Source organism: Ensifer sp. B1-9 (assembly GCF_050474445.1).
Taxonomy (GTDB): Bacteria; Pseudomonadota; Alphaproteobacteria; order Rhizobiales; family Rhizobiaceae; genus Ensifer.
Genome location: NZ_JBCHVG010000007.1, coordinates 341,474 through 357,672, shown reverse-complemented (window position 1 = coordinate 357,672; position 16,199 = coordinate 341,474). Strand labels below are relative to the sequence as shown.

Sequence of the window (16,199 nt, the reverse complement as noted above, 5' to 3'; positions counted from 1 at the left end):
CGCTCCACCGTTTCCTCGTAGATGCGGAGACCTTCGCGCGGGCGGATGTCAGCAACGACGCGCGTCGCCGGAAAGCCGAGGCCCGAAACGAAAACAGGCCCCGCGAGGGGGCCTGCTTCCTTCGATGAACTTGGCTTACGCCGCCTGCTTCTTCTCGCCGTAGGGGTCGAAGCGGCCGTAGAAGGTCTCGCCGCGTTCGGCCATCTCCTTCAGGAGCGCCGTCGGCTTGAAATGGTCGCCATAGTCCTTGGCAAGCTTCTCGCACATCTTGACGAAGGCCTTCACGCCCATGCCGTCGATGTAGGAGAGCGTACCGCCGGTGTAAGGCGCGAAGCCGAAGCCGAGGATCGAGCCGACATCCGCTTCGCGCGGGTCGGTAACGATGCCTTCTTCCATGGTGCGGGCGGCCTCGAGCGCGATCGTCGCCAGGAAGCGCTGCTTCAGCACCTCGACGTCGATCTTTTCGGCGTTCTTCTGCGGATAGAGCGTCTTCAGCTCCGGCCACAGGTACTTCTTGGCGGGCTTTGCCGGGTACTCGTAGAAGCCTTTGCCGTTCTTGCGGCCGCGACGGTCGAGCTCGTCGACCATCTTGTTGATCAGCGCCATGTGCTTGGGATCGACGGCCTTTTCGCCGAGGTCGGCGACGGTGGCCTTCAGGATCTTCTGGCTGAGATCGATCGCCACCTCGTCGTTGAGCGACAGCGGACCAACCGGCATGCCGGCCATCTTGGCGGCATTCTCGATCATCGCCGGCGGCACGCCTTCGATCAGCATGTCATAGGCTTCGTGGATGTAGCGGAAGACGCAGCGGTTGACATAGAAGCCGCGGGTGTCATTGACGACGATCGGCGTCTTCTTGATCGCGGCGACATAGTCGAGTGCCGTGGCGAGCGCCTTGTCGCCGCTCTCCTTGCCGAGGATCACTTCCGTCAGCATCATCTTCTCGACCGGCGAGAAGAAATGGATGCCGATGAACTGGCCGGGGCGCTTGGAGTTCTTGGCAAGGCCGGTGATCGGCAGCGTCGAGGTGTTGGAGGCGAAGATCGCGTCTTCGGCGATCACCGCTTCCACCTTCTCGATCACGTCCTTCTTGACCTGGCGATCCTCGAACACCGCCTCGACGACGAGGCCGGCGCTCTTGAGGTCGTTGTAGTCGGCCGACGGCGTGATGAGGGCAAGCAGCGCTTCGCCTTCTTCCTTGGTCAGGCGGCCCTTGCCGATCGAATCCTTGACCAGGCCTTCCGAGTGGGCCTTGCCCTTTTCGGCGGCTTCCATGTCGCGGTCGATCAGTGTCACGGGGATGCCGGCGGCGGCCGTCACATAGGCGATCGAGGCGCCCATGAAGCCGGCGCCGACCACGCCCACATGCTTGAACTCCGACTTCGGCACGCCGGCCGGCCGGCGGGCGCCCTTGCCGAGCTCCTGCATCGAGACGAACAGCGAGCGGATCATCGAGAAGGCTTCGGTCGTCTGAAGGATCTCGGTGAAGTAGCGCTGCTCGATCTTCAAGGCCGTATCGAACGGCACCTGCAGGCCCTCATAGACGCATTTCAGGATGGCGATGGCGCCCGGATAGTTGCCATAGGTCTCGCGGCGCAGGATGCCGGAGGCAGCCGGCCAGAGCTGGGCCGAGGCGGGCGTCCAGATGCCGCCGCCCGGAACCTTGTAGCCCTTCTCGTCCCAGGGCTGCACCGGCTTCAGGCCATTCTTGATCATCGCCTTGGCGGCGTCGATGAGCTTGTCGGCGTCGACGACTTCGTGCACGAGGCCAAGCGCCTTGGCACGCGCTGCCGTCAGCGACGAGCCTGTCGTCATCATCTGCAGGGCGTCCTGCGCGTTGGTGAGACGCGGCACGCGCTGGGTGCCGCCGGCGCCCGGGAAGATGCCGACCTTGACTTCCGGAAGAGCGATCTTCACCGATTTTGAATTGGAGGCGACGCGGCCGTGGCAGGCGAGCGACAGCTCGAAGGCGCCGCCCATGCAGGTGCCGTTGATCGCCGAGACCCAGGGCTTGCCCGAGGTTTCGAGCTTGCGGAAGAGCCCGGTCATGCGGCCGACCAGGTCGAAGAGCTTCTGGGCGGCGTTGTCCGGATCCTTCTTCTTCTCCTCCTGCTGGAAGGTGAACATCGACTTGATCATCGACAGGTCCGCGCCGCCGGAGAAGCTCGACTTGCCGGATGTGAAGACGACGCCCTTGACCGCTGCGTCGGCGGTGGTCGCATCGACGATGGCGTTGAGCTCTTCCATTACCTCCTGGGTGAAGACGTTCATCGACTTCTCAGGCATGTCCCAGGTGACGAGCGCGATGCCGTCGGCGTCGGTCTCGATCTTGAAATTGGTGTATTGCGTCATGGTTCTCCCCCTCAGTAGAGAATGGGTTCGATCTGCAGCGAGACGTTCGATCCGCCGCTGTAACGTTGTTTGCTGGTATTGGTGGCGATCAGCCGCCCGTCGCGCTCGACGCGGATGGTGAAGCCCGCATCGGCGGCCTTGTCGACCTCGGGCTTCGGCACCTGCAGCACGAAGGGCACGCGGGTAGCCTTGCCATCGCTGACGACCGATGTCTCGGCAATCAGCTTGGCGGCGGCGTCGGCGACGCCCTGTTCCTCGAGCCTTATGGTGACGGTGCCGGCCGGAACCGGACCGCTGGCGACATTGGTGATCGCACCGGTGAGCGTGAAGCTATCGCCGCCCTCTTCCTCGTCGGAGACGCAGCCGGCGGCTGCAAGCAGCCCCAGGCCCATCAGTCCGAGAAGCGTGCGGCGCATCACATCCATCGTCAGACCCTTTCGATGACCGTGGCCGTGCCCATGCCGGCACCGATGCACAATGTCACGAGCGCGGTGTTGAGATCGCGGCGTTCCAGTTCGTCGAGCACGGTGCCGAGGATCATCGCGCCGGTGGCGCCGAGCGGATGGCCCATGGCGATCGCGCCGCCGTTGACGTTGATCTTGTCGTGCGGGATGTCGAAGGCCTGCATGTAGCGCAGCACGACTGCGGCGAAGGCTTCGTTGAGCTCGAAGAGATCGATGTCCGACAGTTTCATGTCGGCGCGCTTCAGAAGCTTTTCGGTGACATCGACCGGGCCGGTCAGCATCAGCGCCGGATCGGAGCCGATATTGGCGAAGGCGCGGATGCGGGCGCGGGGCTTCAGGCCCATGCTCTCGCCGCCGGCCTTGGAGCCGAGCAGCACGGCTGCGGCGCCGTCGACGATGCCGGAGGAGTTGCCGGCATGGTGCACGTAGTTGATCTTCTCGATTTCGGGATGCGCCTGGATGCCGACGGCCTCGAAGCCGCCCATCTCACCCGGCATCTGGAACGACGGGTTGAGCGCGGCGAGCGCCTGCATGTCGGTGCCGGGACGCATATGTTCGTCACGGTCGAGGATCGTCAGGCCGTTCTGGTCCTTGACCGGAACGACGGACTTCTTGAAGTAGCCCTTCTCCCAGGAATGCGCCGCGCGCTTCTGGCTTTCCACCGCATAGGCATCGACGTCGTCTCGGCTGAAGCCGTACTTCGTGGCGATCAGATCGGCCGAGACGCCCTGCGGCATGAAGAACGCCGGCAGGTTGACCGACGGGTCCATGAACCAGGAACCGCCGGACATGCCGAGGCCGACGCGCGACATGCTCTCGACGCCGCCGGCAATCACGATGTCGTCTGCGCCCTGGGCGATCTTGGCCGCACCGAAGTTGATGGCATCGAGACCGGAGGCGCAGAAGCGCGAGATCTGCATGCCCGGTGCACGGGTGGAATAACCGGCTTCGAAGGCGGCGGCCTTCGGGATAACCGAACCGGCATCCATCACCGGATCGACGCAGCCCATGATGATGTCGTCCACGGTCGACGTATCGAGGTCGTTGCGGTCACGCACCGCTTCCAGCATCTTGGCGGCGAGGCGAACGGAGGGCACTTCGTGCAGCGATCCGTCCTTCTTGCCACGGCCGCGCGGCGTGCGCACGTGGTCGTAAACGAAGACTTTCGTCATGTCTCATCTCCCTTTCGGCAGCACCGGAAGGTGCCGCCAGTCAAAACATTTTAGATCGAGTCCGCGGCGAGATTAGAAAGCGGCCGCGTCGAGCGCCATCAGCGTGTCGGCACCGGTTTCGATGCGGGCTTTGCGCAGGGCCGTTTCCGGCAGGATCCTTTCCATGAAGAAGGTCGCGGTGATCAGCTTGTTCCTCAGATAGTCTGCGCGCGCCGTTTCGCCAGAGGCAAGTTTTTCCTCGGCGGTCTTGGCGATCTTCGCCCACATGTAGCCAAGCACGACGAGGCCGAAGAGGTGCATGTAGTCGGTCGAGCCGGCGCCGGCATTATCCGGCTTGGCCATGGCGTTCTGCATGAACCACATGGTGGCGGCCTGCAGGTCGTTGAGGCCCTTCTTCAGCGCCTTGGTATAGGCGGCGAGCTTCTCGTTGCTGCGGTTTTCCTCGCAGAAGTCGCCGATCTCCTTGAACAGCGCCATGACGGCACGGCCGCCGTTCAAGGCCAGCTTGCGGCCGACGAGGTCGAGCGCCTGGATGCCATTGGCGCCTTCGTAGATCATGGCGATACGGGCATCGCGGACATATTGGCTCATGCCGTGTTCTTCGATGTAGCCGTGGCCGCCGAACATCTGCTGCGCCATGACGGCGTGGTCGAAGCCCTTGTCGGTCAGCACCCCCTTCAGGATCGGCGTCATCAGACCGAGGATGTCATCGGCGGTCTGGCGATCGGCTTCATTGTCGGAACGGTGGGCGATGTCGGACTTCAGCGCGGTCCACAGCGTGAAGGCGCGACCGGCTTCGTTGAAGGCCTTGATCGTCATCAGCGTGCGGCGGACGTCCGGATGCACGATGATCGGGTCGGCTTTCTTATCCGGCGCCTTCGGGCCGGAAAGCGAGCGGCCCTGGATGCGGTCGCGGGCATAGTTGGCGGCGTTCTGATAGGCGACTTCCGCGATCGAGAGGCCCTGCATACCGACGCCGAGGCGGGCCTCGTTCATCATCACGAACATGGCGTTGAGGCCCTTGTTCTCGGCGCCGATCAGATAGCCCTCGGCCTCGTCGTAGTTCATGACGCAGGTGGCGTTGCCGTGGATGCCCATCTTGTGTTCGATCGCGCCGCAGGAAACGCCGTTGCGTTCGCCCGGCTCGCCGTCGGCATTCAGCTTGAACTTCGGCACGATGAACAGCGAGATGCCCTTCACGCCTTCCGGCGCGCCCTCGATGCGGGCAAGCACCAGGTGGATAATGTTGTCCGACATGTCGTGTTCGCCGGCCGAGATGAAGATCTTCTGGCCGGAAATCTTGTAGGTGCCGTTGCCGGCGGGCACTGCCTTGGTGCGCAGCAGGCCGAGGTCGGTGCCGCAATGCGGTTCGGTCAGGTTCATCGTGCCGGTCCAGGTGCCGGCCACCATCTTCGGCAGATAGGCCTGCTTCTGTTCGTCCGAACCGTGAACGAGGATCGCGGCGATCGCGCCCTGGGTGAGGCCCGGATACATGGTCAGCGCCATGTTGGCCGAGGACATGTATTCGCCGACGGCGGTGTGCAGCGTATAGGGCAGGCCCTGGCCGCCGAATTCCTCGTGCACGGCAAGGCCGAGCCAGCCGCCTTCACGGTAGAGATCGAAGGCTTCCTTGAACCCCTTCGGCACGCTGACCGACGCGTCGTCGTGGCGCTTGCAGCCTTCCTGGTCGCCGGAGAGGTTGATCGGGAACAGAACCTCTTCAGCGAGCTTGGCGGCTTCGCCGACGATCGCTTCGATCATGTCGGGCGTCGCGTCGGCGAAGCCCGGAAGATTGTTGTAGCGTTCGATGCCGAGCACGTCGTTCAGGATGAAAAGGGTGTCGTCGACTGGAGCCTTGTAGATGGGCATTCTTTCCTCGCCTTTGGTGCTTCGGGCGTCTCGTCGTCGACGCCCGGTTGCAGGATGCCGGATGCGCCACCCTCCTCTAGGGCGCCCTGCGTTCGGACGAACGTATAAGGGACGCCCTAGCACTTTGATTCTAGAGCATCTTTCCGCTTCCAGTGATTCCACGTGAAAGCCGGATGCTCTAGGCGGTCTCGCATCGTTGGCAGGATGCTACAAAATTTTGACGTTTGCGTAAACGTCAAAAAGTGCGGACTGCGAAGTTTCGTCGCGGATACCCGGGGGAGCGGAGAGGGGCGCCGGAGACCTGCGCTCACGGCCGATCCTGCCAAATCGTTAAAAAATCACGGGCAGGTTAACGGCTTGTTTACCACGTTTCATGAAAGGTGCGTGTTGAGATGGTCGAAGCTGCAACGAGTCCTGGCGTCGTGTCGTTGTAGCTTTGCCCACGTCGGAAGCGCCACAGGGGTGAAGAAAGCTGTTTTCTTCCGTGACGACTTTCGAGATGGCCGACGACAGGGGCGAAGAACACCATGAATGGATCGCGATCAAATCCTCAGCGCGCAGGCAGCCAGTCCTATAGCGAGCGGCCGTCGCTTGACGCCTTGAACCGCACCATCGAAGGACTTGAGGCGCGGATCGAAGGCCTGATGAGCGGCGCCGCGCGCGAGACGGCGCCAAGGCCGCCCGAGCGCGAGCGCCTGCCCGCCCGCGAACCAGCCAGAGAACCGGTAACGCCCCGCGACGCCGTCGCCGAGATCATGCAGCGCCAGCGCAGCCTCAGTGCTTCGCGCGAGCGCCCCTCCCTTCGCGACCGGCCGCCGCAGCGCGAGCCGGAACGTTACACTGCTGAGCGCCCGGTCTCCGACCGCTTCGTCGACGAGCCGAGCCGGCAGCCGCTTCACAGCCAGCCGCAGCGTCCGTCGTCGGCCGTCAACGATATTGCCGAAGCGCTGGTCGGTCTGCGCCAGGATCTCAAGCGCGACATCACCGACGGGCTGACGCGTGAGATGAATTCGCTGCGGTCCGAAATTCGCGGCATCAAGGCCCAGGCGCAGGATCACAGCTTCGCCGAAGACGTGCGCGGCGACATGCAGCGCCTCGCCGACAGCATCCAGCAGCTCGGTCGCCAGGCCTCCCCGGCCCAGGCCGACGCGCTGCGCGGCGACTTCGACGAGCTGCGCGCCATGATCGACGGCCTGGCGCGTGAAGACAGCATGCGCCGCATGGAGAGCCGCTGGAACGGCGTCGAGGACCGGTTGATCGCCTTTGACCAGAACCGCGACGACGAACTGGTGGCGCTGGCCTATCGGCTTGACGAGATCAAGTCGCAGATCGGTTCGCTGAAGAACAGCTCCGCCGTCGACGCGCTGGAAGACAAGCTGATCGCCGTTGCCCAGGCGATCGAAATGCTGGGCCGCCAGATCCAGCCCGACGACCGTCGTCTCGTTTCGCAATTTGCCGATCTCGACAGCCGGCTCGACGAGATCAGCCGCGCCATCGCCGCCAACAGCCGCACGACGACCGGTCTCGACGGTGGTTTCGTCAATCGGCTGGAAAGCCGGCTCGGCGACCTTTCCCGCCAGATCGACAGCCTGTCGCGCCCGAACGATTCCGGCCTCGGCGCACGCCTGGAGGCCTTGACGGCCCGGGTCGAGGACCTCGCGAGCGAAAAGGCTGCCGCGCGGCTGGAGGAACGTCTCGACCAGCTTTCGCTGCTGATGGAGCGCAGCAACAGGACCGCGCAGGCGGATCTCGGCGATTACCTGTCGGACATTTCTCGCAAGATCGAGGCCCTGGATCAGGGCAGCGTCAACGACGCGCTGGCCGAACGGCTCGACTATCTGGCGCGCCGCATCGACGAACTTGACGCCCATGGCGGTCAACCGGCATCCGACCCGCGCTTCGACCGCCTGGAAGATCGGCTGGCCGGCATCGCTCAGCGTCTGGAAGAGACGCACGCTGCTCCGTTCGACGATCGCGCCGCCCTGCAGAATCTCGAAGCGCAGATCGCCAATCTGTCGACGCTGGTCAGCCAGCCGCGCGCAGACATTACCGCGAGCGCCATGCCCGTCGATTTCGAAAACCGCATGAGTGCGCTCGAGGATTACCTCTCGACCAGCGACGAATACATCGTCGAGGCCGCCCGCCAGGCGGCCGAAGCGGTGATGGAAGCCTATGCCAAGAACGGCTCCCCCCGGGGCGCCGGCGGAGATCTCGCCGCCATCTCGGCGCTTGCCGAGGATCTTCGCACGCTGGAAGACCTGAGCCGCTCCAGCGAAGAGCGCACGGCGCGCACCTTCGAGGCGCTGCACGAGACCCTCGTGCATATCGCCGACAAGCTGGAGCGCATCGAAAATCGCGAGCCGGCAATGCCCGTGCGGGCAGAAACAGCGATGCTGCGCGAACCCGCGCAGATGCCCAAGGCCGCACAACCGGAATTCGACGACCCCTTCCGCGGCAACGATCTCGACGACCGTTACGAGGATCTGCAGCGCAACGTCCGCGCCTTGCAGGCCGAAGATCAGGCTGTGGTTGCGCAGACCGGCGAGCCGGCAACGGCTTTTGCCGATGACCAGCAGGTCTCGACCGTTGAAGTCGAAGACGTGCGCGAACCGGCCGCGGCAAGCCGCACCGGCCTGCTTGCCGGTCTCACCCGGCGTTTCTCTGGCAAGCGCTCCGAGCCGGTGCCGGAACAGGCCCGGCAGATCGTCGAGCCGACGCCGTCGATCGATCCCTCCGAAATGCTTGCGCCCGAGGAAGCCAATCAGCTCCTGGAGCCGGGTTCCGGTGTTCCCGACGTCAAGAAGATCCTGGAACGCGTGCGCGCCGGCCAGATGAGCAAGGCGGGTGTTCAGCCTGCCGACGGCGACAAGTCGGATTTCATCGCCGCCGCCCGCCGTGCCGCCCAGCTCGCGGTCGAAGAAGCCGACACCCTGAACAAGGTGGGGCAAGGCGGCAAGGCCTCCGGCATCGGTGGCGCTTTCGCTCGCCACCGCCGGCCGATCCTGATGGCCGTCGGTGCGGTGCTGCTGGCGATCATGTCCTACCCGCTGGTCAGCAACATGCTGAAGAAGCACGAGACCGCACCGGCGGAGCCGGCGGCGATCATCGAGCAGCGGGCGGTGCCGGAATCGCGCGAAAACAAGATCGTGGACGACCTCCTGCCGCAGACGGCGGCCGTGGCCCCGGCTGCGACCCCCGTCACGGCATCCGAGCCCGCTGTCGCAGCACCTCTCGATTCCGTCGAAGCATCAGCGAAGGTATCCGAAACTTCGATCTCGGTACCGGCAACGGCCGTGCCGACGACCACCATCGCGACCCCGGCTGAAGAAAAAGCACCGATGCTTGCGCCGGCCGCAGAAACGAAAACTGCGTCACCAGCCTCCGAATTCCAGCCGACACCGGTCGGCAACGCACCCGCCGATGGCGCTGCTGTTGTCAGTTCGCCGGCCAATGGCGCGGCGGTGACGGCACTTGCGCCGGTGGCTGCACCGAGCGAGATCGTGCTGCCGGAGGGTTTCGGCCCGGCCGCTCTGGTGACGGCCGCCAAGGGCGGAGACCCGCTTGCCTTCTTCGAAATCGGCGCCCGCTTCAGCGAGGGCCGCGGTGTACCTGAAAACATGGCGGAAGCCGCCAAATGGTATCAGCGCGCCGCAGACGCTGGCGTCGTTCCCGCGCAGTACCGTCTCGCGAGCATGTATGAAAAAGGCATGGGCGTAACGCGTGACGCCGCCAAGGCCAAGGCGCTTTATCTTTCCGCCGCCGGCCAGGGCAACGCCAGCGCCATGCACAATCTAGCAGTCATGCTGGCGAGCGGCCGCAATGGTTCGCCTGACTTCGCCGAGGCAACGAAGTGGTTCGCGAAGGCCGCCGAACTCGGTATTCGCGACAGCCAATTCAATCTCGCCGTCCTCTACGCGCGGGGCAACGGCGTGCCGCAGGACCTGACGGAATCCTACAAGTGGTTCTCGGCCGCCGCCCGCGAAGGCGATATGGATGCCGCCGCCAAGCGTGACGAAGTTGCCAAGGCGATGAAGCCTGAGCAGCTCGAAAGCGCCAAGGCAAAGGCCGATGCCTGGAAGGCGCAGCCGGTCGACGCCAAGGCGAACACGGTCGATGTTCCGGATGCCTGGGTCGGCCCGGCCAACAAGACTGCCAGCGTCGACATGACCAAGGCGGTCCGCAACATCCAGGCGATCCTGAACAACAACGGTTTCGATGCCGGCAAGCCGGACGGCCAGATGGGCAAGAAGACCGTGGCTGCCATCAAGGCCTTCCAGAAGTCGATCGGCCAGGAGCCGACGGGCGAAATCACCGAACAACTGGTCAAGGAATTGCTGAAGCGCAATTCCTGAGCTTTGGGCTTGCGCCGTAATAAAGCCGCAGAACCGGGCGACACGGATTGCGGGTGGCGAAGCTGTCTGCCATGTGGCTGAAAAGGTTGAAATGTCAGGCCTGCTGCATAATTCCTTAATCGGAATCAGGCTAGGGAAGAATTGATGCAGCAATCAAGGTCCGACCGTGACCTTGGCACGTCCTGGTGGAAGCGCAACGCTGCAGGAGTGCATGACGGAGGCCGCCTCGCCCTCGGGAGAGGTGCCGGCCTTTCGAATAATCCCTCATTCGTGGTGAATTGCTTGCCACACTAACCGGTTTGCCCGCATTGCGGGCCATTGGCATATCGAGGACCCGGCGTGACGATCTATCTGCCCATCGCAGAGTTGTCGGTGAACATACTCATCATTCTCGGTATGGGCGCAGCCGTCGGCTTTCTATCCGGCATGTTCGGCGTCGGCGGCGGCTTCCTGATCACGCCGCTCCTGATCTTCTATAATATTCCGCCCGTCGTGGCGGTGGCGACCGGCGCCAACCAGGTGGTGGCCTCGTCGATCTCGGGCGCGATCACCCATTTCCGGCGCGGCACCATCGACATCAAGCTCGGCACGGTACTCCTATGCGGCGGTCTTGCAGGCGCCACGGTCGGCGTCTGGCTGTTTTCGCTGCTGCGCCGCCTCGGCCAGCTCGATCTGGTGATTTCGCTGCTTTACGTCCTGCTGCTCGGTACCGTCGGCGGCCTGATGCTCTGGGAAAGCATCACCGCCATGCGCAAGGCCGCCAAGAACCAGGCGACGACCTTGCGTCGCCCCGGCCAGCACAACTGGGTGCACGGCCTGCCGCTGAAGATGCGCTTCAAGAAGTCGAAGATCTATCTCAGCGTCATTCCGGTCGCCTTCCTCGGCTTTTGCATCGGCATCCTGACTTCGGTCATGGGCGTCGGCGGCGGCTTCATCATGGTGCCGGCGATGATCTATCTGCTGCGCATCCCGACCAACGTCGTCGTCGGCACATCACTGTTCCAGATCGTCTTCGTCTCCGCCTATACGGTGATTGTCCAGGCATCGACCAACTACACCGTCGACATCGTGCTCGCCTTCGTCCTGATGATCGCCGGGGTCATCGGCGCGCAATATGGCGTGCGCGTCGGCCAGAAGCTGCGCGGCGAACAATTGCGTGCGCTGCTGGCGCTCCTCGTTCTTGCCGTCGGCATTCGTCTGGCGATCGAACTCGTCATCCCGCCGAAGGACATCTATTCGGTCGTATCAGCGGGGTTCGGTTTCTGATGATCCGCTTCGCTCGCACAGCCCTCGTTCTTTTCGCCTTCGCCTTGGCCCTGGCGGCGCCGGCCGATGCCGCGCTTCAGGATGAAAACGCCGACCTCACTGAAAAGCTGGAGATCGGCATCTCCACCGACGAGATCGCCATCACGTCGGATTTTCGCGGCGCGGATCTGACGATCTTCGGCGCTGTTGACGGCTTCGACCAGGGGCTGCTGGCCCAGGGCAGGTACAACATCATCGTGTCGCTCGAAGGCCCGAAGGACAATGCGACGGTGCGCAAGAAGGAGCGCGTCTTCGGCATCTGGGTGAACACCAGCTCCATGACCTTCGAGCTGGTGCCGGAATCCTATTCGCTGTCGTCGACGCGCGATATCGAGACGATCGCGCCGCCCGGCGAGATGGGCAATATGGGCATCGGCGTCGATCACATGCGGCTGGTGCCGCTCGGCTTCGTCGGCGACGGCAGCAATCTCGGCGAGTTCCGCAACGCCTTCCGCCGCATCCGTGAGACGAGCGGCGTCTATGAACGCGATCCGGGCGGCGTGCAGTTCATCAGTGCCAGCCTGTTCAAGGCTTCGGTGCGTCTGCCGGCCAACGTCCCGAACGGTGTCCACGTGGTGCGCGCCTACCTCTTTCGCGATGGCGTCTTCGTTGCCGCCAAGGCGCTGCCGCTGCGTGTCGTCAAGACTGGCCTGGAACAGTTCATTACCCAGGCAGCGCATCAGCAACCGCTTTTCTACGGCCTCGTTGCCGTGCTGCTCGCAGTCGTTACCGGCTGGGGTGCGAGCTTCATCTTCCGTAAGGAATAGTTTGGGGCAGGCGCTGGCCTTGCGTTTCCTTTTTCCCGGCGCGCGTTTAAAGAAAGGGCAGTAGGATGTTTCAGGGATAAAGTACCGGGACATCCCTAAGATGTTGATCTGAACGCGCCGCGCCGAAGGGCGCAGGGTTCGAGAAAGCGATGCTTGCGCTTGTGGCGGCAAGCGACGCGACACAGGCAGAGGAAGCCCGATGAAACCGATTTTTGTCCAGTTGCAGTGCGCTCCCGGCAAGACCTACGAGGTCGCTGACGAGATCTACCGCAAGGAAATCGTTTCGGAAATGTATTCGACGAGCGGCGACTACGACCTGATCATCAAGATCTACATCGAAGAAGGCCAGGACATCGGCAAGTTCATCAACGACAACATTGCCACAGTGCCGGGCATCTCGCGCTCGCTGACGACGCTGACCTTCAACGCGTTCTGACCGGGGCCGCGGCGGCGTGCGGACGGAACCGCATGCTTTCCCAAACGTCAGGCAATCAGATTGGCAAAGCGGACCGAATAGATCCGGTCGCGTCCGAGCATATGGGCGACAAGTTTGCTGCGGTCGAAAAGGCCGGTCATCGCCCGATGCCGGAGGTCGAGCCCGCCGGTCGTGACGCCGAAGGCGGGCATCAGCATGCGCGTGCCATCCGTCGCAAAGCAGGCTCGGCGCACGGCCCTGTCGCGTCTCACCACCGTTGCTGCCGGGTGCAGATGGCCGGCGATTTCGCCGACGGCTTCGCCGCGCCTCGGCTCGTGCCGGAAGACGAGGCCCGCATGGCTGAGCTCGTCCATCGAGGCGCCCGGGAGCCCAAAGGCACCGTCCGGGTCGTGATTGCCGTTGATCCAGACCCATTCGCGTCCATGCGCCATCGATGCAATCATGTGCCGGAAGGTATCCGGCATCACCGCCGAGCCGACGCGATCGTGAAAATTGTCGCCGAGGCTGATGACGAGCTTCGGGTCATGACGGGCGATCGCCGCCTCCAGTACGCGCAGGGTCGCAAGCGTATCGTAGGGCGGCAAAAGCATGCCGCGGCGGGCGAAGGCGGAGCCTTTTTCCAGGTGAAGGTCGGAAACGACGAGCGTGCCCGTCTCCGGCAGATACAGGCCGCCGAGCGGATCGCAGATCGCCGCGACGCCGTTGACGATCGTCTGCGCCTGAAGGAGGGGAGCTGTCATCGGAGCCGATAGGGTGTGAACGAGGCGGTGCATGGTCACGGTCTCGCACGTTGCACGGCCAGAGGGGGGTAACCCGCCCAAAGCGACAGACTGCTCTTTCTCAAAACGACTTTCCTATCGATCCACATCATGTCCGACGCCCATCGCCTCGCTGATCAGGTCGTCGGCGGCCTCCGAAAGCAGGAAGTCCTGGGCCTCGCCCTGAACCATTTCCTTGCCGATCTCCAGCATCACGGGCACCGCCAGCGGCGAGATCCGGTCAAGCCGTCGATGGGTGATGTGGCCCTTGATTCGCTTCAGCATATCCCCCAGCCGGGCGATGTCCAAAAGCCCCGTTGCCGCATCGTTGCGGGTCGCCTCGAGCAGCAGGTGGTCCGGCTCGTGCGCGTGCAATACGTCGTAAATGAGGTCGGCCGAAACCGTCACCTGCCGGCCGGTCTTTTCCTTGCCAGGATGGCGCTGGTCGATCAGACCGGCGATGACGGCGCAATTGCGGAAGGTGCGTTTGAGGAGGAACGATTCGTTCAGCCAGGCTTCGAGGTCGTCGCCCAGCATGTCCTCGTCGAAGAGTTCGGCAAGTGCGCCGCGCCGAAGCTCGAAGGTGGCGCCGAGGTCGTCGAGCGCCCAGACCGCCAGAGAATAATCCGTCGCGACGAAGCCGAGCGGCTTCAAACCGGCGCGGTCGAGGCGACGGGTGAGCAGCATGCCGAGCGTCTGGTGCGCCAGTCGTCCTTCGAAGGCGTAGGCGACCATGTAGTGGCGGCTGCCGCGCGGGAAAGTTTCGATCAGGAGTTCGTCCTCGCGCGGCAGCATCGAGATGTCCTTCTGCAGCGACAGCCAGTCGCGCACCTGTTCCGGCAGCGCTGCCCTGCGTGCCGGGTCCGCGAGCATCTTGCGCACTTGCTGCGCCAAATATGTCGAGAGCGGAAATTTTCCGCCGGCATAGCTCGGCACCTTCGGGTCAAAGGTAAAGGCCTGGCTGACGAGGCATTCGTTCTCGCGGATGCCTTCGAAGCGCAGCACCTTGCCGGAGAACATGAAGGTGTCGCCCTGGGAGAGCATTTCGAGGAAATATTCTTCGACCTTGCCGAGCGACATGCCGCCGCGGCCGAGCGAGCCGCGCTGGTTGCGCTTGACCATGCGCACGTTCAGCATCGGCGACTCGACGATGGTACCGACGTTCAGCCTATACTGCTGCGCCACCAGCGGATTGGAGACGCGGTAGAGCCCGTCCTTGGTCTTGCGGATGCGGGCATAGCGCTCATAGGTTTTCAGTGCGTAGCCGCCGGTCGCGACGAAGTCGATCACCCGTTCGAAGGTCTCCCAGGCAAGCGTCATGTAGGGCGAGGCGGTGGTGATCTCGTCGTAGAGCGACAGCGGGTCGAAAGGTGCGGCGCAGGCCATGCCGAGCACATGCTGGGCGAGCACGTCGAGCGCGCCCTTGCCGACCGGCGGCGTGTCCTGCGCGCCGATATAATTGGCGTCGAGCGCTGCCTGGCATTCCATCACCTCGAAGCGGTTGGCCGGCACTAGGATCGCCTTCGACGGTTCGTCCATGCGGTGGTTGGCGCGGCCGATGCGCTGGGCAAGGCGGCTTGCGCCCTTCGGCGCGCCGACATGCACGACGAGATCGACGTCGCCCCAGTCGATGCCGAGGTCGAGCGTCGACGTGGCGACCACGGCGCGCAGCCGGTTCTCCGCCATCGCCGCCTCGACCTTACGGCGCTGGGCGACATCGAGCGAACCGTGGTGCAGCGCGATCGGCAGATTGTCGTCGTTGATCGTCCAGAGTTCCTGAAACAGAAGCTCTGCCTGGCTGCGGGTGTTGACGAAGAGCAGGGTGGTGCCGTGCTCCTTGATCGCGGCGTAGACATCGGCGATCGCGTAGCGCGCCGAGTGTCCCGCCCAGGGCACGTGTTCCTCCGTCTTGAGGATGGAGATCTGCGGCTTGGCGCCACCTTCCACGAGCACGAGACCGGCATGATTGTTCGTGTCCGGTTCCTGTGGCGCCAGCCAGCGCTGCAGATCCATCGGGTCCGAAACCGTCGCCGAGAGCCCGATCGTCTGCAGCCGCGGCGCCAGCCGGCGAAGCCGCGCGAGGCCGAGGGACAGCAGATGGCCACGCTTCGACGTGACGAGCGAATGCAATTCGTCGAAGACGACATAGCGCAGGTCTCGAAAGAAGCGCGTCGCCTCGCCATTGGCGAGCAACAGCGCCAGCTGTTCCGGCGTCGTCAGCAGGATGTCCGGCGGATTGAGTTTCTGCCGCTGGCGCTTGGCGGTCGGCGTGTCGCCGGTGCGGTTCTCGACGCGGACCGGCAGGCCCATTTCGCCGACCGGCTTCATCAGGTTGCGCTCGATATCGACGGCAAGTGCCTTCAAGGGTGAGATATAGAGCGTGTGGATGCCGACGAAGGCGGAGCCGGGCGGGATCCTGCCGCGACGGGTGAGATCGACGAGCGACGGCAGGAAGCCGGCCAGTGTCTTGCCGGCGCCCGTCGGCGCGATCAGCAGCGTGCTTTCGCCTGCCTCGGCGCGTGCGAGCAGCTCGAGCTGGTGGGCGCGTGGCCGCCAGCCCTTTTCGCCGAACCAGCGTAGAAAGGGGGCGGGCAGGGTTAGGGCGTCGCCCTGCAGCTCTGGGGAATCGATCCTGTTCACGGAGAACAAAGGTAGATCAAATCCACCAAAAGAGAAGCCTGCAGGCGAGACCACCAGCAACCGAGTTGACGACCGCGCATATCG

Annotated in this window: 10 protein-coding genes; 4 read left to right on the top strand and 6 right to left on the bottom strand. The window is 63.9% G+C overall.

Annotated elements, in window-relative coordinates; genetic code table 11:
- Positions 1-135 precede the first annotated feature (135 nt).
- The 4 genes from ACQ5BM_RS15610 to ACQ5BM_RS15595 form a co-directional block, all read right to left on the bottom strand.
- Positions 136-2,352, bottom strand: a complete 2,217-nt coding sequence (locus ACQ5BM_RS15610; RefSeq protein WP_429812770.1) for an FAD-dependent oxidoreductase — start codon at positions 2,350-2,352, stop codon at positions 136-138.
- An 11-nt stretch (positions 2,353-2,363) separates the two neighbouring features.
- Positions 2,364-2,777 (bottom strand): YbaY family lipoprotein, encoded by a 414-nt coding sequence (locus ACQ5BM_RS15605; protein ID WP_429812767.1) that lies wholly within the window; start codon positions 2,775-2,777, stop codon positions 2,364-2,366.
- 2 nt (positions 2,778-2,779) lie between these two features.
- A complete protein-coding gene (locus ACQ5BM_RS15600) occupies positions 2,780-3,988 on the bottom strand; it encodes an acetyl-CoA C-acetyltransferase (RefSeq protein WP_429812764.1) in 1,209 nt (402 codons plus the stop codon).
- Positions 3,989-4,060: 72 nt separating this feature from the next.
- Positions 4,061-5,857 (bottom strand): acyl-CoA dehydrogenase C-terminal domain-containing protein, encoded by a 1,797-nt coding sequence (locus ACQ5BM_RS15595; protein ID WP_429812761.1) that lies wholly within the window; start codon positions 5,855-5,857, stop codon positions 4,061-4,063.
- Between the two features lie 527 nt (positions 5,858-6,384).
- Between ACQ5BM_RS15595 and ACQ5BM_RS15590 the strand changes: the two genes are divergently transcribed.
- From ACQ5BM_RS15590 to ACQ5BM_RS15575, 4 genes are all read left to right on the top strand, one after another.
- Positions 6,385-10,209, top strand: a complete 3,825-nt coding sequence (locus ACQ5BM_RS15590; RefSeq protein WP_429812759.1) for a peptidoglycan-binding protein — start codon at positions 6,385-6,387, stop codon at positions 10,207-10,209.
- A gap of 339 nt (positions 10,210-10,548) precedes the next feature.
- A complete protein-coding gene (locus tag ACQ5BM_RS15585) occupies positions 10,549-11,475 on the top strand; it encodes a sulfite exporter TauE/SafE family protein (protein WP_429812757.1) in 927 nt (308 codons plus the stop codon).
- The gene (locus tag ACQ5BM_RS15580; protein ID WP_429812755.1) at positions 11,475-12,281 is read left to right on the top strand and encodes a TIGR02186 family protein; all 807 of its coding nucleotides are present in this window, start codon (positions 11,475-11,477) and stop codon (positions 12,279-12,281) included. Before ACQ5BM_RS15585 ends, ACQ5BM_RS15580 begins: the two co-directional genes overlap by 1 nt.
- A gap of 199 nt (positions 12,282-12,480) precedes the next feature.
- Positions 12,481-12,717: an Lrp/AsnC ligand binding domain-containing protein gene (locus ACQ5BM_RS15575; RefSeq protein ID WP_065774359.1), complete on the top strand. Its 237-nt coding sequence runs from the start codon at positions 12,481-12,483 to the stop codon at positions 12,715-12,717.
- A 47-nt stretch (positions 12,718-12,764) separates the two neighbouring features.
- Here ACQ5BM_RS15575 and pdeM read toward each other — a convergent pair whose 3' ends face one another.
- Complete coding sequence (pdeM, locus tag ACQ5BM_RS15570) at positions 12,765-13,490, bottom strand: ligase-associated DNA damage response endonuclease PdeM (RefSeq protein ID WP_429812752.1); 726 nt, start codon at positions 13,488-13,490, stop codon at positions 12,765-12,767.
- Between the two features lie 81 nt (positions 13,491-13,571).
- On the bottom strand, positions 13,572-16,124 hold the full coding sequence (locus ACQ5BM_RS15565; RefSeq protein ID WP_429812749.1) for a ligase-associated DNA damage response DEXH box helicase: 2,553 nt from the start codon (positions 16,122-16,124) through the stop codon (positions 13,572-13,574).
- Between the last annotated feature and the right edge of the window lie 75 nt (positions 16,125-16,199).

Bases quoted from the DNA above. Each gene is read 5' to 3' on its own strand.
- ACQ5BM_RS15575 (WP_065774359.1), top strand. From the start codon at position 12,481: ATGAAACCGATTTTTGTCCAGTTGCAGTGCGCTCCCGGCAAGACCTAC.
- pdeM (WP_429812752.1), bottom strand. From the start codon at position 13,490: ATGCACCGCCTCGTTCACACCCTATCGGCTCCGATGACAGCTCCCCTC.
- ACQ5BM_RS15605 (WP_429812767.1), bottom strand. From the start codon at position 2,777: ATGGATGTGATGCGCCGCACGCTTCTCGGACTGATGGGCCTGGGGCTG.
- ACQ5BM_RS15595 (WP_429812761.1), bottom strand. From the start codon at position 5,857: ATGCCCATCTACAAGGCTCCAGTCGACGACACCCTTTTCATCCTGAAC.
- ACQ5BM_RS15580 (WP_429812755.1), top strand. From the start codon at position 11,475: ATGATCCGCTTCGCTCGCACAGCCCTCGTTCTTTTCGCCTTCGCCTTG.
- ACQ5BM_RS15590 (WP_429812759.1), top strand. From the start codon at position 6,385: ATGAATGGATCGCGATCAAATCCTCAGCGCGCAGGCAGCCAGTCCTAT.
- ACQ5BM_RS15600 (WP_429812764.1), bottom strand. From the start codon at position 3,988: ATGACGAAAGTCTTCGTTTACGACCACGTGCGCACGCCGCGCGGCCGT.
- ACQ5BM_RS15610 (WP_429812770.1), bottom strand. From the start codon at position 2,352: ATGACGCAATACACCAATTTCAAGATCGAGACCGACGCCGACGGCATC.